Annotated in this window: 14 protein-coding genes; 6 read left to right on the top strand and 8 right to left on the bottom strand. The window is 62.4% G+C overall.

Going from position 1 to position 21,788, the window contains the following annotated elements; translation table 11 throughout:
- Window positions 1-253 precede the first annotated feature (253 nt).
- The 5 genes from ACXX83_RS15690 to pvdM all read right to left on the bottom strand — a co-directional run bounded on the left by ACXX83_RS15690 (window position 254) and on the right by pvdM (window position 8,199).
- Entirely contained in the window at window positions 254-2,671 is a 2,418-nt protein-coding gene (locus ACXX83_RS15690; protein WP_458549045.1) for a TonB-dependent siderophore receptor, read from the bottom strand.
- A 125-nt stretch (window positions 2,672-2,796) separates the two neighbouring features.
- Window positions 2,797-4,446 carry a cyclic peptide export ABC transporter gene (locus ACXX83_RS15685; protein WP_458549044.1) on the bottom strand — a complete coding sequence of 550 codons (1,650 nt, stop codon included), beginning with the start codon at window positions 4,444-4,446 and terminating at the stop codon, window positions 2,797-2,799.
- Between the two features lie 190 nt (window positions 4,447-4,636).
- Window positions 4,637-5,509, bottom strand: a complete 873-nt coding sequence (gene pvdO / locus ACXX83_RS15680) for a dihydropyoverdine dehydrogenase (RefSeq protein WP_458549043.1) — start codon at window positions 5,507-5,509, stop codon at window positions 4,637-4,639.
- Between the two features lie 29 nt (window positions 5,510-5,538).
- On the bottom strand, window positions 5,539-6,819 hold the full coding sequence (gene pvdN, locus ACXX83_RS15675) for a pyoverdine-tailoring periplasmic protein PvdN (protein WP_458549042.1): 1,281 nt from the start codon (window positions 6,817-6,819) through the stop codon (window positions 5,539-5,541).
- Between the two features lie 30 nt (window positions 6,820-6,849).
- Complete coding sequence (gene pvdM, locus ACXX83_RS15670) at window positions 6,850-8,199, bottom strand: pyoverdine-tailoring dipeptidase-like protein PvdM (protein WP_458549041.1); 1,350 nt, start codon at window positions 8,197-8,199, stop codon at window positions 6,850-6,852.
- A gap of 242 nt (window positions 8,200-8,441) precedes the next feature.
- Between pvdM and pvdP the strand changes: the two genes are divergently transcribed.
- Window positions 8,442-10,061, top strand: a complete 1,620-nt coding sequence (pvdP, locus tag ACXX83_RS15665) for a pyoverdine maturation tyrosinase PvdP (protein WP_458549040.1) — start codon at window positions 8,442-8,444, stop codon at window positions 10,059-10,061.
- 154 nt (window positions 10,062-10,215) lie between these two features.
- On the opposite strand, the gene ACXX83_RS15660 is transcribed toward pvdP, so the two are convergent.
- From ACXX83_RS15660 to ACXX83_RS15650, 3 genes are read right to left on the bottom strand one after another with little or no spacing between them, the layout of a single operon-like run.
- The gene (locus tag ACXX83_RS15660) at window positions 10,216-11,610 is read right to left on the bottom strand and encodes an efflux transporter outer membrane subunit (protein ID WP_458549039.1); all 1,395 of its coding nucleotides are present in this window, start codon (window positions 11,608-11,610) and stop codon (window positions 10,216-10,218) included.
- Window positions 11,611-11,617: 7 nt separating this feature from the next.
- On the bottom strand, window positions 11,618-13,591 hold the full coding sequence (locus tag ACXX83_RS15655) for a MacB family efflux pump subunit (RefSeq protein WP_458549038.1): 1,974 nt from the start codon (window positions 13,589-13,591) through the stop codon (window positions 11,618-11,620).
- Entirely contained in the window at window positions 13,592-14,764 is a 1,173-nt protein-coding gene (locus tag ACXX83_RS15650; RefSeq protein ID WP_458549037.1) for an efflux RND transporter periplasmic adaptor subunit, read from the bottom strand. It lies immediately after the preceding gene.
- 271 nt (window positions 14,765-15,035) lie between these two features.
- Between ACXX83_RS15650 and ACXX83_RS15645 the strand changes: the two genes are divergently transcribed.
- From ACXX83_RS15645 to ACXX83_RS15625, 5 genes are all read left to right on the top strand, one after another.
- Window positions 15,036-15,518 (top strand): sigma-70 family RNA polymerase sigma factor, encoded by a 483-nt coding sequence (locus ACXX83_RS15645; RefSeq protein WP_302469571.1) that lies wholly within the window; start codon window positions 15,036-15,038, stop codon window positions 15,516-15,518.
- 147 nt (window positions 15,519-15,665) lie between these two features.
- Entirely contained in the window at window positions 15,666-17,003 is a 1,338-nt protein-coding gene (locus ACXX83_RS15640; RefSeq protein WP_458549036.1) for a lysine N(6)-hydroxylase/L-ornithine N(5)-oxygenase family protein, read from the top strand.
- 570 nt (window positions 17,004-17,573) lie between these two features.
- Window positions 17,574-20,288 (top strand): magnesium-translocating P-type ATPase, encoded by a 2,715-nt coding sequence (gene mgtA / locus ACXX83_RS15635; RefSeq protein WP_458549035.1) that lies wholly within the window; start codon window positions 17,574-17,576, stop codon window positions 20,286-20,288.
- Window positions 20,289-20,469: 181 nt separating this feature from the next.
- Window positions 20,470-21,186, top strand: a complete 717-nt coding sequence (locus tag ACXX83_RS15630; RefSeq protein ID WP_217835863.1) for an MgtC/SapB family protein — start codon at window positions 20,470-20,472, stop codon at window positions 21,184-21,186.
- Between the two features lie 127 nt (window positions 21,187-21,313).
- The gene (locus ACXX83_RS15625) at window positions 21,314-21,715 is read left to right on the top strand and encodes an ANTAR domain-containing protein (RefSeq protein WP_217835862.1); all 402 of its coding nucleotides are present in this window, start codon (window positions 21,314-21,316) and stop codon (window positions 21,713-21,715) included.
- The last annotated feature ends 73 nt before the right edge of the window (window positions 21,716-21,788 follow it).

Raw genomic sequence — 21,788 nt, 5'->3', positions numbered from 1 at the left:
GATCCATGAATGGTGTGTTGTGAGGGGGGCAAAGACTGCCTTGCAGGATAGGCAGAGAGCGCCGAGTTGTCACATGCACGCCACAGAAAACAGAATCGGGCAAGGCTTTGGCCGCTGCAACTTCTGTGGGAGCGAGCTTGCTCGCGATAGCGCAATGTCAGTCAACGATGATGTTGACTGTGCAATCGTCATCGCGAGCAAGCTCGCTCCCACAGGTTCTGCGCCTCGGCTGACAGGCATTAGCTGCCGGCAATCAGTACTGCGCGCGCAGGCTCAGGGTCACGGTGCGCGGGTCGCCGTAGAAGTTGGTGCCCCAGGAGGCATCGACGCGGTCGTAGTACTTGCGGTCGAACAGGTTGTTGGCGGTCAGTGTCGACGACAGGTTCTCGTTGAACTTGTAGCCAACCTGCGCCGAGGTGACGGCATAGCCGCCTTGTTCGAACTTCACGTCACGCTGGTAGTAGGTGTCGCTGACCGCACGCACGCCACCGCCGACGCTGAAGTCCTTGAGCGGACCGTCGGTGAACTCGTACTTGGTCCACAGGTTGAAGTTGTGCTTGGGCGTGATGGTGCTGAAGGTATTGCCTTTGTTGGCCGCATCACCGTCCAGGAACTTGGTGGAGGTGTAGGCGTAACCGGTGACGATGCTCCAGTTCTCGGTCAGGTTGCCGCTCAGCTCGGTTTCCCAACCTTCGCTGCGTGCCTTGCCTTCGGTCATGTAGGCACCGGAGTTGTTGTCGTATTCGGCGCGGTTTTCATCGTAGATACGGAAGGCCGCGATGCTGGCGTTCAGGCGACCGTCGTAGAACTCGCGCTTGAGGCCGATCTCGTATTGCTTGCCTTCGCGCGGGCCGACCGGCTCGCCGTCCGCGCCGATTTCGCTCTGTGGTTTGAATACGCCGGTGTAGCTGAAGTAGGTCGACAGTTCCGGGGTGATCTTGCCGATGAGGGCGCCGTACGGCACGACCTTGCGGTTGATGCTGGTGTGGGCTTCGCCGAAGTTGTTGAAGAAGGCGTTGGCGTTCTTCGCGTCGGCTTCGTACCAGGTCACACGGCTGCCGCCGATGACATCGAGCCAGTCGGTGACGTTGAACTTGGCACGGGTATAGACCCCGTACTGGTCGGACTTGGACCAGTTGCCGTTGACGTGTGCATAGTCGTTGCGGGGAATGTCGATGCTGCCCGGATCCCACACGTTGATCGGGAAGTACTCGCCGCCGCCGTAGGTGAAGTCCTTGTCCAGGTGCTGGTACTCGGCGCCCAGGGTGAACTCGTGGCGGCGATCGGCGAACTCGAACGGCGTGGTGACGAAGCTGTCGACGCCAATGGTCTTGATGTGGGTGTAGTAGTCGTAGGCCACGGCCCAGCTGTCACCGGTGGCCGGGTCGACCGCGCCGTCGGCCCAGGTGAAGTTACGCTCCGGGGTTTCGGCGTCGCGGTAGGTCAGGGTGGTCTTGAACTGCCCGCCGTTGTCCAGTTCGTGATCAACTTCGGCAAAGGATTCCCAGACTTTCTCGTTCAGGGTGTTCCACTTGGCGTCGACGAAGGTCGAGCGCGGAACGTCCAGCAACGTGCCATCGGCATAGGCCGGCAAGCCGAACGCCGGGGTGGAGTTGTTCTTCTGGTAAGCGCCACCGACCGACAGGGTGGTGGCCGGGTCGAGGTCGAATTCCAGGCGACCATAGACCATCGGGCGTTCGTTCTGCGCGTAGTCGACGTAGGACTTGTTGTTCTCGTAGGCGGTGATGAAGCGGCCGCGCACGGTACCCTGGTCGTTCAGCGGGCCGGTGACATCGACCATGGAACGGTAGTGGTCGTAGGAGCCCGCGGCCAGTTCGCCACCGAGGGCGAATTTGCCCAGGGCGCGCTTGCGCACCACGTTGATCGTACCGCCGGGTTCACCTGCGCCCTGGTACAGGCCCGACGGACCGCGCAGCACTTCGATGCGGTCGTACATCGCCAGGTCGAAACTGGTGGCCATGTCGCCCTGGCCGGTGGGTTGCGAGACGCCGTCGACCTGCACCTGGTCGACGAGGAAGCCGCGCATGTAGACGTCGTTGAGGCTGGAGCCGGAGTTGTAGGTCTTGATGGTCACGCCGGTGACCTGGCGCATGGCGTCCTGCAGGCTGTTCATGTTCTGGTCGTCCATGCGCTGGCGCGTGACGACGGACACCGACTGCGGCATGTCCTTGAGCTTGATGTTGCCTTTGCCGATGGTCACTTCATCGCTGGTGTAGGAGTGCGTGCCTTCGGTGGTCGGGCCCAACGCCACGCCGGTGATGGAGGTCGCACCCAGCTGCAATGCACTGGAGTCACCGACCGCTGGCACCAGCGACACGGTGTTGCCATTCAACTGAAAATTGATGCCGCTCCCCAGCAGCAAGGTTTTCAGTGCCTGTTCCGGTTCCATGCTGCCGGACACCGCTGTGGACTTGATGCCGTTGACCATGTCCTGGCTGTAGAGAATCTGCAGGTTGGTCTGCTGGCCCAGTTCGCGCAATGCACTGGCCAGCGACTGGGCCGGCACGTTGACGTTCACCGGGGCCGCCTCGACCTGGGAAGTGCCCAGCAGCAACAGGGTCAACAGCGCACCCGGCACGACCGTTCGGAATTTCTTTTGCCGATCGATGGCTAATGCCAAGGGTGCGCGGGACAGAGTAAGGCTTTGCATTGCTCGAATCGCTCCAGAAGTGTGTGTGCAGTTTTTAGTTAATGATAATTATTATTAGACGGACCACTTTGCCTAAACCGGAAAACAAACTTCAAAAAACAACAACCTGCGTGCAACCAGCGCTGTCAGGCAGTCGCGCGCTCAGTGATGACCCGGCCCGATTCCATGCGCACCAGTTGATCGGCCATGTCGAAATAGCGGTCGTCGTGGGAGATGACGATGATGGTCTTGCCCAGGCGTTTGAGGTCCGGTAGCAGCTCGGTGTAGAAGACGCGGCGGAAGGTCGGGTCCTGGTCGGCGGCCCATTCGTCGAACACCAGCACCGGGCGTTCTTCCAGCCAGGCATTGACCAGCGCCAGGCGCTTGCGCTGGCCGGTGGACAGGTCGGTGGTGGTGAAACTGCCGTCCCTGACGCTGACCTTGTGCGCAATTTCCAGGCGTTGCAGGTAGGCATTGGCATCTTCGGGGATGTGCTGGTCACCCTGCACCACGTCATCGAACAGGTAGTAGTCGGCAAAGATCGTGGTGAACAACTGGCGGTAGTCGTCTCTATTGTGCGCATCGATGCCTTGGCCGTTGAGCAGGATTTCGCCGTGTTGCGGGGCGTAGAGGCCCAGCAGCAACTTGATCAGCGTGGTCTTGCCGCAGCCGTTTTCGCCGACGATGAAAATGATGTCGCCTTGCGCGATGGTCAGGTTCACCGGGCCCAGGCGAAACGCGTCGCTGCCCGGTGCGGCGGGGAAGGCGTAGCTGACGTTGTTCAGTTGCAGGCTGTTGACCACGGCCGGCGGGGTGCCTTGGTCGTTGAGCAGCAGGTGCGGTTCCGGCGAGGAAAACCGGCTCGACAGCTCGGCGATGCGGCGAAAGGCGATGCGCGCCCGGCTGACGATCGGCAAGGTGCTGACCAGGTGCTCGATCGGGCCTTTCATGTACAGCAGCACCAGCACGAATCCGCTCATCACCGCTTTGTCGGCGCTGGGCCAGAACGATTGCAGGGCCAGCGCCAGGCCGATGACCACGAAGAACAGCATCGAGCCGAGGGTCTTGGCGATCACGAAGGTGTTGATCGAACGTACCTGGGTGTCGCAGATGAAATCGGCGGTGCCCTGGATGCCCTTGACGAACATGCGCTGGCGGCGCGGACGGTGGATGCGCAATTCCTTGGCACCGCCGGCAATGGCATTGTAGTGCTTCTGCAATTCGTCTTCGGCGTCGCGGGCGGCCATGAACCCCTGGATACCCTTGCCCTGCGCGTAGAACTGGATGCCGGTGCCGATGGCAATCGCCAGCACCATCATCAGGAACATCGGCCACGACAACATCGCCAGGTAACCCATGCAGCCGAGGGTCACGGTCAGGGAAATGGCGAGCGGCGCGAAGGCGAAGGCGAAGTCGCTGATGGTGTCGACGTCGTGGGTCAGCACCGGGATCAACCGGTGGCTGCGGTAGCGCTCGATCTGCTCGATGGGCGCCGAGAGTACTTTTTCCCCCAGCTCTTTGCGCAGTTTGGCAATGATGTGCTGGCCGACGTAGTTGGTGCCGATGTCCGAGCAGATCGAACTGCCCAGGGCCAGCAGGCACAGACCGCCGAACAGTGCGACCACGCCCTGGGTCAGGCCGTCCGGCGAATGCAGCGCGGTGTTGATGGTGGCCAGCAGCACCGTGACGCTCAGGCCGCCGACCATGCCCAGGACAATGGACGTGGCAACGATCAGTCGAAACGGTTTCAACAGGGCCAGTAATTCGCCGATGGCGCCTCGGGTAGGCTGGGTCATGGCAAGTAGTTCCTTGGGTCGTAAGGCAGATACCCAGTAGAACGACTGATGAAGGGCTTTATTTAAACGGCGGGCGACACAAAACCTGTGGGAGCGGGCTTGCTCGCGAAGGCGGCGGGTCAGAAAAGTTGATGTTGGCTGACACGACGCCTTCGCGAGCAAGCCCGCTCCCACAAGGGGTAGGGGGAGGTTAGAGGCTGCGTACTACACGGAATCCGATCCAGTCGCCACGGGTCTGCGGGTCGATGTCGTTGCGGTTGCCCGAACGGGAAAACACCGGTGCTTCGCCCCAGTCGTTGCCACGGATGCGCAGGGTGTCGCAGTCGGGCTCGGTCCAGGCGCTGCCGTCGGTGGGTGCGCCGACGTAGTCCGGGTGGTAGCAGTCGGCGATCCACTCGTAGACGTTGCCATGCATGTCGTACAAGCCAAAGGCATTCGCTGGGTAGCTGCCGACCGGCGAGCTGTAGCTGTAGCCGTCGGTCGGGCCGTAGGTGTTGGCGTGGGTGGCGATGCTGTACTCGGTGCCGGGGTCGAACGGGAAGGGGAACGCTGCCGTCGATCCGCCACGGGCCGCGTACTCGCGCTGGGCTTCGCTGACGATGTGGTAGTGCTGGCCGGTTTTCATCGACAGCCAGGCGACGTAGGCGCTGACCTCGGCGAAGTTCATGCACACCGCCGGCTGGCGCGGGCCTTGGGGGTAACTCGGCTTGCCGTTGGTGCACGCGCGGCCGGGGCGGGTGTCGCCATCGGGCAGGGTGATGCCGGTTTCCTTCATGTATTGGTTCCATTCGCCGGCGGTGATCTGGTAACGGCTCATGGCGAACGGTTTGTCGAACGTCACCTCATGCATCGGGCCTTCATCAGGCTCGCGGCCGACTTCGTCGTCCGGAGTACCCATGGTGAAGGTGCCGGCGGGCAGCACGACCATTTCCGGGCAGTCACGACAATCCTTGAAGACTTTGCCCGGTAATGGCGCCGTATGGGCCTGTGCCAGGCCTGGCACGGTACTGCCGAGCAATCCCAGCAGCATCAGGGCGCCCAGGTTTTTGAGGGGGCTTTTCATAGAGGTTCTCGCTTCTTGAAATCGGTGGGTCAGAGCCGGCTGGCCAACAGTTCCATCAACCTGTCGATGTGCGCTTGGGTATTGAGCAACCCCGGCGACACTCGAATGATCGGCCCGACATCACGGTCCACGGCATCGCACACCACGCGCTGATCCATCAGGTAATTGGCGACTTCTTCGCAGTCGCGGTTCTTGATGCGGAAGAAGGTGAAACCGGCGGAATACTCCGGTGACAGTGGCGTGACCAGCTCCACCGACGGGTGCCGCTGCAAGCGTTTTTTCAGGTAGCTGTTGATGTCATGGATGCGTGCCGCGACCTCGGCCTTGCCCAGGTCCAGGTGCAACTTGAAGGCTTCGGTCAATGCCCAGCGGTGTTCGAACGAGTGATAGCCGCCGTAGGTCATCACCGTGGAAAACTGCGTGGCCTCGGAGAAGGTCGGGATGGTCGGGGTCACGTCCTTGAGCTCGTCGGAACGGGCGCAGATGATCCCGGTGCCCCGTGGGCCGAACATCCATTTGTGGGTGCCGGCGATGAAGAAATCGCAGTGCATGTCCGGGAAGTCGACGTTCTCCACGCCGAAGCCGTGGACGCCATCGATCACGTAGAGGATGCGGTCCTTGTCCTCGCGGCCACGGTTTTTCTCCTCAACCAGTTTGCCGATCTCGCCGATGGGCAGCTTCACGCCGCTGCCGGAGTGCACCCAGGTCATGCCCAGTACGCGGGTCTCGGGGCGAATGTTGCGTTCAATCGCGGCCAGCACTTCGGCGGTCGAGACCTTGTACGGGTCTTCGAACAACCTGATCTTGCGAACCTGGGTGCCGTCTTTCTGGGTGCGGTATTCGAACACACTGTTGGCGGCGTAGTGCTCGTGTTCGCTGGTGAGGATTTCCTGGTCCGGGCGCACGTGGATGCCGGCGTAGATCATCGCCAGGCCTTCGGTGGTGCTGCCGGTCAGGGCGATCTGCGACGGCTTGGCTTTCAGATAGCGCCCGGCCCAGACGCGCACCTCTTCTTCGCGGCGTTCGGTTTCGCCGCGATGCCAGTCCATGGCAAGGCCCGGGTTGCGATCGAGGTTGGCGCGGTGCATCTCGATGGCTTCACGCACCGGACGCGGGTGCGAGGTCACCAGGAAGTTGGCGAAGTGCAGGTAGTTCGGGTCCTGCGTGAACAATTGGCGCAACTGGTCCCATTTGTCCTTGGGCAAGGGTGCCGGGGCCGCGGCCAGTGCCGGCAGGTTCACGGCCGAGGCCAGGGGAATGCCGGCCGCCAGAATGCCGGCCTGTTTGAGGAATGAACGACGGTTGGTCATGGCTTCGGTTCGCTTTGGCAAAAGGAAAAATCAGTTCTGGACCACGGGCCGGGAGGACTTTTGCACCTGGTCCCAGACCCGCAGGAAATTGCCGCCCCAGAGTTTGGCGATGTCGGCCTCGCTGTAGCCGCGGCTGATCAGTTCGGCGGTCACGTTGCGGGCTTCGCTGACGTCTTTCCAGCCGTCGAGGCCGCCGCCATCGTTGAAGTCGGAACTGATGCCGACGTGGTCGATGCCGATTTTTTTCACGGCGTAATCGATCGCGTCGCCGTAATCCTTGAGACTGGCCTTGGGTTCTTCGTCGAGGATTGAATAGAGCTGGCTGGCGTATTCGCCGAAACGCTGCTCGGGCCAGACGGTGATCACCGGGTCACCCGGCATCAGCGCCATTTCCAGGCCTTGCAGCGGTTGCAGGTCGAAGCGCGCGCGCAGGGCGTTGAGCTTGTCCTGGGTGGCCTGGCTCAGCGGGCGGATGTAGGTCGGGAAACCGACAATCTGCACCACGCCGCCGCTGTTCTTGATCAACTGCATTTCCGCATCGCTGAGGTTGCGCGGGATGTCCACCAAGGCGCGCGGCGCCGAGTGCGAGGCGACCATCGGCGTGCGGCTCAGGTGCGCGACTTGCTCCAGGGCCTTGGTCGACATCTGCGACACATCGATGATCACGCCCAGGTCGTTGAGACGCTGCACTGCTTGCTTGCCGATGTCCGACAGCCCGCCGAGGGCGTCCCGCGAGTCATTGAAGAACGGCAGCGGCCGCGACGAGTCGGCCCAGGCGTTGTTGCCCACGTAGCTGAAGCCGAACATGCGCATGCCGCGCGCCGCCCACTTGTCCAGGGCGTTGAGGTCATTGCCCAGCGGGTAGGCGTTGAGCATGCTGATGAAGATCGCGAACTTGCCTTCGCCGTGCAGGCGACGGAAGTCGTCGGGGGTGTAGGCGATGGCGACTTGATGGGGGAAGTCGCGCACCATCGCGCTGATGATCTTGTAGCGGGTTTCCTGCTCGTGTCGGGCCTCGTCGACGAAACCGGCGGTAGGGCGATGGGGCGCGTTGGGGCCGTTCCAGATTTCCGGCCAGCCGAAAATCGTCAGCGCCGCCCCGGACAGGCGCCCGCGTCCGGTCTTGACCAGGTCGAACTGGCCTTCGCCGTCCTTGTCGACTTCGTTGCCGGCGGTGCCGAAGTCCATCGGTATGGTGATGTGGCTGTCGAACGAGAGGATACGCTCCTGCAGTTGATCGGCCTGTTTCATCACCTTCACCGGGTAGCCGGGATTGTCCCTGAACCAGTAGTCCCAAGCCCCGAAGGCTGCCCCCGCGCTGATCGCCAGGGCCAGCGGCAAGCCGATGAAAAGAGCCTTTTTCGAACGTGGTTTTGTCATTGCCGTCTCAGTCAGGTTCGCCGTCGGGGATCAGGCGCGGGGGCCTTTGCTATCTGGGGGGAACGTATGGCTGATCCAATAATTTAGGTGTTTGTGCCGGCCTCTTCGCGAGCAAGCCCGCTCCCACAGGTGACCGCATTCCAATGTGGGAGCGGGCTTGCTCGCGAAGCTCTTAAATTCTGCGGCACAACAAACGTTCTAGCTTGGATAAAGCCTGCTCCATGGCTGACACAGGTAGGGCAATGACGATTTCTCGACGATGGTTCCTCGCGGGTCTGGCGCTGACCGGTGCCGCCGTGCCTGCGGTCTATTACGGGCATCGCGAACTGACCAAGCCGGACCCTGCGATCACCCCGGACGAAGCCTCGTTCGACGTGGCGGACGTGGCCGGCCAGCGGTTGGCGGACGCCTTGCGCGGGGTCTGGCAGATTCGGTTCGAAGGTCGTGACGCCGGTCTAGAAGGCTTGCCGCTGGAAGGGCTGGAGGTCTTTCTCGACATCGCTCACAAAGGTCGCGGCGTCGTCGGTTTCCTCGACACTGCCGAGCGTTTGCGCTGCGCCGAGGAGCCCCGTTACCGGGTGCTCGGCGATCTGTCCGGGGCCAACCCGAAGCAGCTCGGTTGGCGACTGCTGGGTGCCAGCGGCTGTTGCGATTACGAATTCGAAATGACCCTGGATGAGGTCTGGGCCGGTTTCGGTAACGCCGGCAGCGGCAGTCTCAGCGGGCGTGTGCTGGACCTCAAGCGTCCGCTGATGCTGACGGCCCAGGACAATCGCTTCATTGCCGTCAAACAGGTGTTCCCTGAAGCACGTGAACGCACCGGCCTCAATCCGGCCTTGCTGGCCTGGCTGGTATCGCCGGAGCACCGTCTGTTCCACCAGCTCTGGCATGCCTCCCGGGACAAGTGGCACAAGCTGTCCGAAGACCAGCGCGGCGCCCTGCGCGGGCTCGGCTGGCAACCCGGTCCGCGAGACAGGGAGCGCGATGGCCGAGGTGTGCGCAAGGATCGCAACGGGTCGGGCGTGGACTTTTTCTTCATGCACCGGCACATGCTTGGCACGGCACGTTCGATGCAGGACTTGCCATCCTGGAAGCACTTCCCGTTGCCGCAACCGGAACTGGCGCGGGACCGGCCCGGCTTCGCCCGATACTTCGACAACCACGACGGCACCGCGCTGCCACCGACCTGGCTGGCCGAGGACGATGATGAATACTCGCAATGGGTCAGTGACATCAAGACCGGCGAGACGTATCACAGCAATTTCCAGGTCTGGGAATCGCGCTACCGTGATCCGCGTTACCTGTCGACGCTGACCCTCGGCCAGTTCGGTTCGGAGGTTGAGCTGGGTCTGCACGACTGGCTGCACATGCGCTGGGCTTCTGTGCCGCGTGATCCGTCCAACGGTCAGCCGGTGCCCTTTGCCCGTGATCCGGCAGACTTTTCCGCGCGCTGGTTCGCCGCGGAAAACGACTTCCTCGGCGACCCGTTTTCCTCCCATGTGAACCCGGTGTTCTGGTATTTCCACGGCTGGATCGACGATCGTCTGGAGGACTGGTTCCGCGCCCATGAGCGCTTCCACCCGGGGCAGGTCAGTCGGCTGCAGGTCAATGGCGTGCCCTGGTTTGCGCCGGGGCGCTGGGTCGAAATCGATGATCCGTGGCTCGGCCCGGTCACCCATGGCTGCAGCACCACGCCGGGGTTGCAGGCGGGCAAGTCAGTGGAAATGGACCCGGAAACCATGAAGCTGGCGCTGCGCATTACCTTTGGCGAGGACGAAAAGAAGTTGAAGGATTTGTTCCGCAAGGTGCCGCAGCGGCCGTGGTATGCGCGCAATCTGAAGGCTAAGCAATCTCAGGCTTGATAACAGCGTTACCGTTAAATCGAGAAAGTATGGGCATTGATGTTGAATGTTCCTGCCCCTTCGCGAGCAAGCCCGCTCCCACAATTGATCTGTGAACACAGGTCAAAATGTGGGAGCGGGCTTGCTCGCGAAGGCGTCCTGACAGACACCACGATTAAAGAGCCTGCCACCCCCCACCCAACGCCTTGTACAACGCAATACTCGCCTGCATCCGCGACAAGCGCAGTTGCACATTCAAATCCTGCGCCGCATACAGTGTGCGTTGGGTTTCCAGGACCGTCAGCAAATCCTCGGCCCCGGCCTGGTAACGGCTTTGCGCGATGTTGAACGCGGTCTGTGCCTGGCTCAGTTCTTCACTCTGCCACCCGCGCTGTTCGTCCAGCCCGCGAATGCTGTTGAGGGCTTTTTCGACGTCGGCGAAGCCGTTGATGATCGCGCCGCGATAGGATTCCAGCAGTTCTTGCTGGCGTGCCGTGGCCTTGTCGCGCTGGGCGCCGAGGCGGCCGTTGTTGAACACCGGCGCAAGCAGCCCGGCGCTGAGGTTGTAGAAGGGACTGCGCAGAATATCGTCGGCCCGGTCGGCCCCGGAGCCGATTTCGGCGGTGAGGGTCACGGTGGGCAGCATGGCGGCCCGGGCGACGGTGACGTCGGCCTGGGCGGCGGCCAGTTGCGCCTCGGCCCGGGCAATGTCCGGACGGCGGCTGAGCAACTGGCTGGGTACCCCGGCGTCGATGGCCGGCCAGGTCAGTTGATCGAAGCGTTCCTGCCCCAGCGACAGTGCCTGTACCGGGCGGCCGAGCAGGGCGGCGAGGCTGATTCGCGCCTCCTCGGCCTGTTGCCGCACCAGCGGCAGCTGGCGTTGCTGCGCCGCCACCAGGCTTTTTTGCTGCGCCAGTTCAAGGGCCGTGGCCGAGCCCGAATCGAAGCGGGTCTGCACCAGTTTCAGCACGCTTTGCGCATTGGTCAGGTTCAACTCGGCGATGCGGCTCTGCTCCTGCAACGACAAGGCTTGCGCGTAACTGTTGGCCACGCCGCTGAGCAAGGTCAATTCCACGGTGGCCTGGTCGAACTCGCTGGCGTTCAGACTCAATTGCGCACTGTCGCGGCTGGCCTGCTGGCCGCCCCAGAAATCGATTTCGTAGCTGGCCACCAGGTTGGCATTGAAGTAGTCGACGGCGTCGTTATCGCTGTCGGCATCGAGCTGACTGTAGCCGCTGCCTCGCATCAGCTTCTGGCGATTGGCATTGGCCCCGGCCTTGACCTCCGGCAGTTGCGAGCCGCCAGCGATGACCGTGTCGGCCTGGGCCTGGCGCACTCTGGCGATGGCGGCGGCCAAGTCGTAACTGCCGAGGCGCGCCTGTTCGATCAGGCGACCCAGTTGCGGGCTGCCGAAGCGATTCCACCATTGCTGGTTGTCATGGACAGCGCCTGCGGTGTGCGGCGATTGCCAAGAGGCCGGCGGCTGGATGCCGCTGTCGGGGCGCTGGGCCGGGGTGCCGCAGGCACTGAGCAACAGGCACAGGGTTAACACACTGAGTGGCGGCTTCATCAATCGATCATTCACTGGTAAGGGCCGTGACCGGGTCGAGTCGGGCAGCTTTGCGGGCCGGCATAAAGCCGAAAACAACACCGGTGACCAGGGCGCAGCCGAAGGCGCCCAGCACCGCTATCAGGGAGAACGCGACAGCCACTTCGCTGAAAATCAGCACGCCACCGACGATCAGCGCCAGGGCGATCCCGGTGAGGCCGCCCACCACCGAGAGCATCACTGCCTCGGTGAGGAACTGGCGCAGGATGTCGCGCTGGCGCGCACCGGTGGCCATGCGGATGCCGATCTCGCGAGTCCGCTCGCGCACGGTCATGAGCATGATGTTCATCACGCCGATCCCGCCGACCAGCAGCGAAATGGCGGCAATCGAACCGAGCATCAGCGACAGGGTGTTTTGCGTGCGTGCCTCGGCCTGGATCATTGCGGCATTGTTGGTCAGTTCGAAGTCGTGCTTGCCGTCGTGCAGGCGCAGCATCAATTGCTCGATGGCTTTTTCGGTTTCCTTGACCTTGCGCGCGTCGGCGGCGGCGATGGCGATGTACTCGGGATTGTGCGTGCCGAACAGGCGTACACTGGCGGCGGAGTAGGGGATGGCAATGCGGTCGTCGCTGTCGGAGTCGCCGGAGCTGGCGCCTTTTTCGGCGAGCACGCCGACCACCTGGAAGGGTACGTTTTCGATCAGGATGTACTGGCCGATCGGGTTGGCCACGTCCTTGAGCAACTTGGTCCGCACCTTGTGCCCGATCACTGCGACCGCCGCGGCGTTCTGTTCATCGGCTTGGGTGAAGTAGCTGCCTTCGACCACCGGCCAGTTGAAGATCGCCGGGAAGTTGGTGTCGTTGCCACCGACATAGCTCATGTGATCAAGGTTGCCGAAGCGCACCCCGGCCTCCTGGCCGTTGACCGGCATGATCCGCATGACCTGGGGCAAGCTGGCAATCGCTGCGACCTCATCGAGGGTGATGATGCCCATCGGCGTACGCGGGTTGGGCGCCGAGCCGCTGAGGTAAATGATGTTGGAACCGAACGCGCCCATCTGCGCCATCACCTGGCGTTTGCTGCCTTCACCCACGGCCAGCATCACCACCACCGAGGCGACGCCGATGATGATCCCGAGCAGGGTCAGCGCGGTGCGGAACTTGTTGATCCACATCACCCGCCACGCCGCGTGCACGGCATCGACCAATTCGCCCTTCCAGGCGCCGGTGGCTTCGGCGCCTTCACTCAAGCGCTTGCGCAGGTCGACGGCTTGTAGCGCACCCGGGTTGGCCGAATGTTGCGCGGTCGGGTTTTCACTGGCGCTGTCGCTGATGATCAGGCCGTCGCGGATCTCGATGATGCGTTTGGCCCGGGCCGCCACTTCGCGGTCGTGGGTGATGAGGATCACCACGTGGCCCTGGCTCGCCAGCTCGTCGAGCAGGCTCATGACCTCGGCACCGCTGTGGCTGTCGAGGGCGCCGGTGGGTTCGTCGGCAAGGATGATGTGGCCGCCGTTCATCAGCGCGCGGGCGATCGACACCCGTTGCTGCTGGCCGCCGGAGAGTTGATGGGGGCGGTTGCCGGTTCGCGAAGCCAGGCCGAGGCGCTCGAGCAGGGCGGCGGCGCGGGCGTGGCGTTCGGCGGCCGGAGTGCCGGCATAGATGGCCGGCATCTCGACGTTCTCCTGGGCCGAACCCGACGGAATCAGGTGATAGCCCTGGAACACAAAACCGAAGGCTTCGCGCCGCAGCCAGGCCAGTTCGTCGCTGTCGAGGGCGGCGACGTTTTCCCCGGCGAAACGGTATTCGCCCGAGGTCGGACGGTCGAGGCAGCCGAGGATGTTCATCAGCGTCGACTTGCCGGAACCGGAGGCGCCGACAATCGCCACGAACTCCCCGGCATGGATCGACAGATCGATACCGCACAATACGTGAACTTCAGGCGCCTCGCCACCGCCGTAGGCTTTGCGGATGTCCGAAAGTTCGATCAGGGGCGTCAGCATTCAGCCGCCACTCCCGTCGACCGGGCCGATCAACAGGTGATCGCCTTCTTGCAGGCCGTCGAGGATCTGCACCCGCAGGCGGTCACTGATGCCGGTGCGCACGTTGCGCTGTTCGATGCTGCCGTTTTTGGCGACCACTTGCGCGGTCTGCAGGTCTGGCTGTGCGCCGGTTTGCAGGGCGGCGATGGGTGCGGTGAGGACGTTCTGCGCCTGGTTGGCGACGAAGAACACCTGGGTGGTCATTTCCGCCATCAGCGCGTTGTCAGCGTTGTCGACGTCCAGCAGCACGGTGTACAGCACCACGCGGGCACTCCCGCTTTTGCTGGTGCTGGCGGGGTTGCCGCCGCCCTGGCTGGTCTGGTCCAGTGGCTTGGGCGGCACGGGGAGGATTTGCCGCACGGTGCTGGTCCAGCGCCGGGTGCCGCCGCTCAGGGTGGTGAACCAGGCGTGCATGCCGGGTTTGACGTGGCCGATGTCGGCCTCCGAGACCTCGGCCCAGACAGTCATTGGCGACAGCTTGGCGATGCGCAGGATCAGCGGTGTCTGCTGTTGGGCGTTGAGAGTCTGGCCCTCGCGGGCATCCAGCGCCACCACTGTGCCGGCCATCGGTGCATAAATCCGCGTGTAGCCGAGCTCCGCCTGATCGCTGCGCAGGCTGGCTTCGGCCTGGCGGATCTGCGCCTGGAACATGTCGATGCGCGCCTGGGTCACGCGCAGTTCGGCCTGGGCGGTCTGCACGTCTTCTTCACGGGTGGCGCCGCCAGCGGCGAGGTTCTGCTGGCGCTGGTATTTCTGCCGGGCCAGTTCGTGTTGCGCCCGCTGTTCCTGCAGCTGCGCCTTGAGGTTTTCGATGGAGAAGCGTCCGGCATCGAGTTTGGCCTGTTGCGTGGACGGGTCGATTTCCACCAGCAACTGGCCTTCCTTGACCCGGTCGCCGACTTCCACGTGGATCTTGTGGATTTGCCCGGAGGCCTGGGCGCCGACGTCGACATAACGCCGCGGTTGCAGGGTGCCCAGGGCGGTGACGCTGCTTTCAATGTCGGCGCGGCTGACCTGGACGGTGGTGAACTGGTCGCGGCCCGGCGGGATGAACTGCCAGGCGGCGACAGCCACCACGGGGATCAGACAAAGTGCTGCAAGCAGGGCGCGTCGGGTCTGTCGGGGGCGTTTCATGCAGGGTTCCGGCCTTGGGAAATCGGCCCGTCCGGGCAGAGACGGGGAGCTGTCCTTAATACGATGAAAGCCCCCGTGAATTTAGCTACAGACACACGACGTAACACCTGCGGGGGACTATTTATCGGGCGAGGTGAAGCAGTACTTTAAATCTATATGAGAATTACTATAAATTACACTTCTAAAACTGCCACTATCGTGCCACTGCGTGTTCCAGCAGTCGCCGAAACGGCTCAAGGACAGCAACCGCACCCCCGTGCGGACGGGAGTCATGTTGGAGAACTACTATCGCGAGCTGGTGTGTTTCCTGAACGCCAGGCTGGGCAACCGTCAGGTGGCCGAAGATGTGGTGCATGACGCTTACCTGCGGGTCCTGGAGCGTTCCAGCGATACACCGATCGAGCAGCCCCGGGCATTCCTTTATCGCACCGCTCTCAACCTGGTCGTCGATGACCATCGGCGCAACGCCTTGCGTCGCACCGAGCCGCTGGACGTACTCGACAGCGAAGAAAGCTGCTTCATACCTTCACCGCACAAGGTCCTCGATCACGGCCAGCGTCTGGAAATGCTCCAGCGTGCCCTGGCGGAGCTGCCACGGCTGTGCCGCGAGAGTTTTCTGCTGCGCAAGATCGATGGCCTGTCCCATCTGGAAATCGCCGGGCAACTGGGCATTTCCCGTGCGCTGGTGGAAAAGCACATCGTCAATGCCATGAAGCATTGCCGTACGCGGATGCGCCAGTGGGAAGGCCACTGATCCTCCGGGACTCATCAAGCCCGGTTAAATTTTGTTCCATTGTCCTCGTTCCTACTCAACAGACGACCTGTTGCCCTGCCCAAGGCTGGTCAGGTCACTTAGGTTCAATGCCCCGCTGTTGCGGGGAACATCCAGAGGACACTGGAAATGACACAGGCAATTGCATCGCCCCTCGTTCACGACCTGATCGGCGTCGGTTTCGGCCCGTCGAACCTGGCACTGGCCATCGCGCTGCAAGAGCGCGGGGCGAGCCAGGGCAACCTGGATGTGCTGTTTCTCGACAAGCAGGCCGACTATCGCTGGCACGGCAACACCCTGGTGACCCAGAGCGAGTTGCAGATTTCCTTCCTCAAGGACCTGGTGACCCTGCGCAACCCGACCAGCCCTTACTCGTTCGTCAATTACCTCAAGGCCCACGGGCGCCTGGTGGACTTCATCAACCTGGGCACCTTCTATCCGTGCCGCATGGAGTACAACGACTACCTGCGCTGGGTTGCAGGGCAGTTCTCGGCGCAAAGCCGTTACGGCGAAGAAGTGCTGACCATCGAGCCGGTGCTGCACAACCATCAGGTCGAGGCACTGCGGGTGATTTCCCGCGATGCGAGCGGCCATCAACAGGTACGCACCACCCGTTCGGTGGTGGTCAGCGCCGGTGGCACGCCGCGTATTCCCGAAGTGTTCAAGGCGCTCAAGGATGACGGCCGGGTGTTCCACCATTCCCAGTACCTGGCGCAGATGGCCAAACAACCGTGCGTGAACAACCAGCCGATGAGCATTGCGATCATCGGTGGCGGGCAGAGCGCCGCAGAGGCCTTCATCGATTTGAACGACAGCTTCCCGTCGGTGCAGGTGGACATGATCCTGCGCGGCTCGGCACTCAAGCCGGCCGACGATAGCCCCTTCGTCAACGAAGTGTTCTCGCCGGAGTTCACCGACCTGGTGTTCCAGCAGCCCGACAGCGAGCGCGAGCGCCTGGTCAACGAGTACCACAACACCAACTATTCGGTGGTGGACATCGATCTGATCGAGCGCATCTACGGCATCTTCTACCGGCAGAAGGTCTCGGGCATCGCCCGTCATGCGTTCCATACCCTGACCACGATCGAAAAGGCCACCGCCAACGAACGCGGCGTCGAACTGGTGCTGCGCAACAACGCCACCGGTGAAGTCTCGGTGCGTCACTACGACGCCGTGGTGCTGGCCACCGGTTACGAGCGGCAGATGCACCGCAAGCTGCTGGCGCCGCTGGAAGAGTACCTGGGCGATTTCAAGGTCGATCGCAATTACAAACTGATCACGGATGAACGCTGCAAGGCCGGCCTCTACATGCAGGGCTTCTGCCAGGCCAGCCACGGGCTGAGCGACACCTTGTTGTCGATCCTGCCGATCCGTGCCGATGAGATTGCCGGCTCTTTGTATGAGCACGGCAAGCATCGCGGGCATGGGCGGTCGGTGGTGGATCTGTTGTTGGCAACCGCCAGCTAAGTTTTTCAGCGCCTGACAGGCCGCCTTCGCGAGCAAGCCCGCTCCCACATTTTGCCCTGTGTTCGCAGATCAATTGTGGGAGCGGGCTTGCTCGCGAAGGGGCCGGAAAGAACACCGCAAACATTGATTCCTGAACCCTTCCTGAAGAACTCCGAGATTGCCCCTGCAAGACTATGTAACGGGTTTACTCCCCAAACATCGGGGCGTAAGCTTCGCGCGTTTTCATCCATTACGGAGACCCACAGTGGGTACTTGTTCGAGTGACAGTTGTCGGCCGGTCTCGGTAACCGGCATTTTCTCGGCAAGATAACGCGCAGTCTCCTGTGCCGTTGTCTCGCCGACAAGCGAGCAGCGGCATCCTGATCATGGCCAGTCCCGGCCGTGTCCCGACGTCCCTCTCATCGACACTGAACAGTGTGTGGTTTCGACTTTTTGTCGTGGCCGCCGCTCTATCGACACGCCTGTCATTCGTGACCGGCGCGCCAGGCCTTGCTTTGCCGGTTGTTCCGGCGGCAGAGGCGTGGACCTGCCTGCTCGACGGTTTCCCGGCTGACCAAAGGGGCACCAGCCATGAAACCTACCCTCAAGGAATTCTTCGCAGGCTTCCTGCGTAACCGCCACATCGCCCGGCACTTCCGTCGCCTGGCGTTGCTGGAAACCTTCACCGACACCACGGTCAGCCGTGAAGTCCCGCCCACCCTGGCGCAAACCCTGGTCAACGCTGCCGGCAGCGAAACTGGCCAGTTGCTCGACACACTCGGCTCTCACACCGATGGCTTGAGCGAGCCTGAAGCCGATGCCCTGCGCGAGCAGTTCGGCCTCAATGAAGTCGAGCACGAACAACCGCTGCCCTGGTGGACGCACCTGTGGCACTGCTACAAGAATCCGTTCAACCTGCTGCTGACACTGCTGGCGGTCATCTCCTGGCTGACCGAAGACATGAAAGCCGCCATCGTGATTTTCTCCATGGTGGTGCTCTCGACCCTGCTGCGTTTCTGGCAGGAAACCAAGTCCAATCAGGCCGCCGATGCTCTCAAGGCCATGGTCAGCAACACGGCCACAGTGATGCGCCGGGACCTTGAGAACCACAGCGCGCAGCGCATCGAATTGCCGATCAAACAACTGGTGCCGGGTGACCTGATCGTGCTGTCGGCCGGGGACATGATTCCCGCCGATTGCCGGGTGCTCAGCGCCAAGGACCTGTTCGTCAGCCAGGCGGCCATGACCGGCGAATCGATGCCGGTGGAGAAATTTCCCCGGCAGCAGGACCGCGACACGCAGAACCCGCTGGACCTGGACAACATCCTGTTCATGGGCACCAACGTGGTGTCCGGCACGGCCATGGCGGTGATCCTCACCACCGGCAACAGCACCTATTTCGGCGCCCTGGCCCAGCGGGTCGGGGCGACGGATCGCACGCCGACTTCGTTCCAGACCGGCGTCAACAAAGTCAGCTGGCTGTTGATTCGCTTCATGTTCGTGATGGCGCCGCTGGTGTTGTTCATCAACGGTTTCACCAAGGGCGACTGGACCGAAGCGCTGCTGTTCGCACTGTCGATTGCCGTGGGCCTGACTCCGGAAATGCTGCCGATGATCGTCACCTCGACCCTGGCCAAGGGCGCGGTGTTCCTGTCGCGCAAGAAAGTCATCGTCAAACGCCTCGACGCGATCCAGAACTTCGGCGCCATGGACGTGCTGTGCACCGACAAGACCGGCACCCTGACCCAGGACAAGATCTTCCTGGCGCGCAACGTCGACGTCTGGGGCAACGACTCGGATGACGTGCTGGAAATGGCCTACCTCAACAGCTACTACCAGACCGGCCTGAAAAACCTGCTGGATGTGGCGGTGCTCGAGCACGTCGAAATCCATCGTGAACTGAAAGTCGGCACGGCGTTTCGCAAGGTCGACGAGATTCCGTTCGACTTCACTCGCCGGCGTATGTCGGTGGTGGTCGCCGAGCGCGATCAACCGCACCTGCTGATCTGCAAGGGGGCGGTGGAGGAAGTGTTGGCGGTCTGCTCGCGGGTGCGCCATGGCGAAGTCGATGAAGCCTTGAGCGAAGAACTGCTGGCGCGCATCCGTCAGGTCACGGCCACGTTCAACGCCGAGGGCCTGCGGGTGGTTGCGGTAGCGGCACGGCCAATGGTCGAAGGCCGCGACACCTACGGCTTGGCCGATGAACAGGCCCTGACGCTGATCGGTTATGTGGCCTTTCTCGATCCGCCGAAAGAAAGCACCGCGCCGGCCCTCAAGGCGCTGGCGGCCCATGGCGTGGCGGTGAAAGTGCTGACCGGTGACAACGAACTGGTTACAGCGAAGATCTGCCGCGAAGTCGGCCTGGAGCAGCAGGGGCTGCTGATGGGCAACGACATCGAGCGCATGAGCGACGCCGAGCTGGCGAAAGCCGTAGAGACCACCAACGTCTTCGCCAAACTTACGCCGTCGCACAAGGAACGCATCGTCCGTCTGCTCAAGGGTAACGGCCATGTGGTCGGTTTCATGGGCGACGGCATCAACGACGCCCCGGCCCTGCGCACTGCCGACATCGGCATTTCCGTGGACAGTGCCGTGGACATCGCCAAGGAGGCAGCCGACATCATCCTGCTGGAAAAGAGCCTGATGGTGCTGGAGGAGGGCGTGCTGGAAGGGCGCCGGACCTTCGCCAACATGCTCAAGTACATCAAGATGACCGCCAGTTCGAACTTCGGCAACGTGTTCTCGGTGCTGGTGGCCAGTGCGTTCATCCCCTTCCTGCCGATGCTGCCGATGCACCTGCTGGTGCAGAACCTGCTCTACGACATTTCGCAGATCGCCATTCCGTTCGATAACGTCGATGACGAGATGCTCAAGCAACCGCAGCGCTGGCAGCCGGCGGATGTCGGGCGCTTCATGCTGTTCTTCGGGCCGATCAGTTCGATCTTCGACATCACTACATTCGCCTTGATGTGGTACGTGTTCGATGCCAGCACCCCGGATCACCAGACCCTGTTCCAGTCCGGCTGGTTCGTGGTCGGGTTGCTGACCCAGACACTGATCGTGCACATGATCCGCACGCCGAAGATCCCGTTCCTGCAAAGCCGCGCGGCCATGCCGTTGCTGGTGATGACCGGGTTGATCATGGCCGTGGGGATTTTCCTGCCGATGGGCCCGCTGGCGCATTACTTCAAGCTGCAGGCATTGCCGTCGCTGTACTTCGTGTTCCTGCCGGTGATCCTGCTGGCGTACATGGCGCTGACACAGGCGGTGAAGGGGGTCTACATCCGGCGGTTTGGCTGGCAATAAGGAGTGTCCGCATAACCCTTGTGGCGAGGGGGCTTGCCCCCGTTCGGTTGCGCAGCAACCGCAAAACCTGAGAGCACGGTTTACTGGAAGCACCGCGTTTTTCGGTCTTGGGGTCGCTTCGCAACCCAACGGGGGCAAGCCCCCTCGCCACAGGGGATCGTGGGTTTTTTAAGGAGTTTTCATGCAAGCCATCAACAACCTCAACCTGACCTCTCTGCTCGACACCCTGGTCAGCCTCAGCGCAGCCTTCATCCTCGGTGGCCTGATCGGTTTCGAGCGCCAGTACCGGCAGCGCACCGCCGGCCTGCGCACCAACGTGCTGGTGGCGGTGGGCGCGGCGATTTTCGTCGACATGGCCAACCGGCTTGCCGGTGCCGATGGCGCCGTGCGGGTCGTTGCGTATGTGGTGTCCGGCATCGGTTTTCTCGGGGCCGGGGTGATCATGCGTGAAGAGGGCAATGTGCGCGGCCTCAATACGGCCGCCACCCTCTGGACCTCGGCGGCGGTCGGTGCCTGCGCCGGTGCCGACCTGCTGGCCGAGGCCTTGCTCGGCACGCTGTTCGTGCTGGCGGCCAACACCTTGCTGCGGCCGATCGTCAACAACATCAACCGTCAGCCGCTGGACGTGATTTCGGCGGAAGTCACCAACATCGTCTATGTCATCGCCCGGCGTACGCAGCAAAAAACCGTGCTGGCCTTGCTCGAAGCCGAGCTGGAGCGCAGCAACTATCCGGCCAGCGATGTCGATGTGCATGCCTTCGGCACGGATGAAATTGAAATCGAAGCCACTCTGGCGACCACCTCGGTCGATGGTGATGAACTGGATGCGCTGGTGGCCCGGATTTCGACCTCGACCCTGGTGGTGCAGGCGTTCTGGAGTCCTAGTACTACGGAGTGAAGGCCAAGGTTTCCCTGGCAAACGTCAGACTAACCGACATTCATTTAGGAATATTCCTACATAAACCTGGGAGGGGCTTCCGTAGGCTTTGCGACCTCTTGAAACCGACATCCTTTTGGAGGTCACCTTGCCGGATAAATCCTTGCGCATCCTGATCGCCGATGCGCAGCACTTCAATCGCCTGCGGATCGAGCGGCTGTTCAACCAGCTCGGCTACTTTCGGGTGGCGCCGGTGCACAGCCTCGACGAGCTCCTTCCACTGGTGGAGTACGCTGGCGAGCCCCTGGACCTGGTGCTCGTCAATGGGGCGATGGCCAGTGAAGGGCTGGACCTGTTCAGTTTCCTGGCTGACAACCCACAGGTTCATCACGGGTTTATCTTCAATGAACAGCAGGCGCCGGCGCCGCCTGTCTCGGGCAAAGTCCAGGTCAGCCAGGCCGTTCTGCCTGACCTGGCGTCGATTACGCAGTTGATGAGCACCGTCGATCGTCGCCTGCCGTTTGTCGGAACTGTCATTTCTGTCAGGTAGTTCTTTCCAGCCTTCCATGCAATTGTCTTTGCGCAGCGTTGTGCCCAACCGCTGCGGTGCCTGGAGGGCATTT

The organism is Pseudomonas sp. GNP012 (genome assembly GCF_054343835.1).
This window is presented reverse-complemented; position numbering and strand designations above follow the sequence as displayed.

Bases quoted from the DNA above. Each gene is read 5' to 3' on its own strand.
- ACXX83_RS15660 (WP_458549039.1), bottom strand. From the start codon at position 11,610: ATGAAGCCGCCACTCAGTGTGTTAACCCTGTGCCTGTTGCTCAGTGCC.
- ACXX83_RS15650 (WP_458549037.1), bottom strand. From the start codon at position 14,764: ATGAAACGCCCCCGACAGACCCGACGCGCCCTGCTTGCAGCACTTTGT.
- mgtA (WP_458549035.1), top strand. From the start codon at position 17,574: ATGAAACCTACCCTCAAGGAATTCTTCGCAGGCTTCCTGCGTAACCGC.
- ACXX83_RS15640 (WP_458549036.1), top strand. From the start codon at position 15,666: ATGACACAGGCAATTGCATCGCCCCTCGTTCACGACCTGATCGGCGTC.
- ACXX83_RS15645 (WP_302469571.1), top strand. From the start codon at position 15,036: ATGTTGGAGAACTACTATCGCGAGCTGGTGTGTTTCCTGAACGCCAGG.
- pvdP (WP_458549040.1), top strand. From the start codon at position 8,442: ATGACGATTTCTCGACGATGGTTCCTCGCGGGTCTGGCGCTGACCGGT.
- pvdN (WP_458549042.1), bottom strand. From the start codon at position 6,819: ATGACCAACCGTCGTTCATTCCTCAAACAGGCCGGCATTCTGGCGGCC.
- pvdO (WP_458549043.1), bottom strand. From the start codon at position 5,509: ATGAAAAGCCCCCTCAAAAACCTGGGCGCCCTGATGCTGCTGGGATTG.
- ACXX83_RS15685 (WP_458549044.1), bottom strand. From the start codon at position 4,446: ATGACCCAGCCTACCCGAGGCGCCATCGGCGAATTACTGGCCCTGTTG.
- ACXX83_RS15655 (WP_458549038.1), bottom strand. From the start codon at position 13,591: ATGCTGACGCCCCTGATCGAACTTTCGGACATCCGCAAAGCCTACGGC.
- pvdM (WP_458549041.1), bottom strand. From the start codon at position 8,199: ATGACAAAACCACGTTCGAAAAAGGCTCTTTTCATCGGCTTGCCGCTG.
- ACXX83_RS15690 (WP_458549045.1), bottom strand. From the start codon at position 2,671: ATGCAAAGCCTTACTCTGTCCCGCGCACCCTTGGCATTAGCCATCGAT.
- ACXX83_RS15630 (WP_217835863.1), top strand. From the start codon at position 20,470: ATGCAAGCCATCAACAACCTCAACCTGACCTCTCTGCTCGACACCCTG.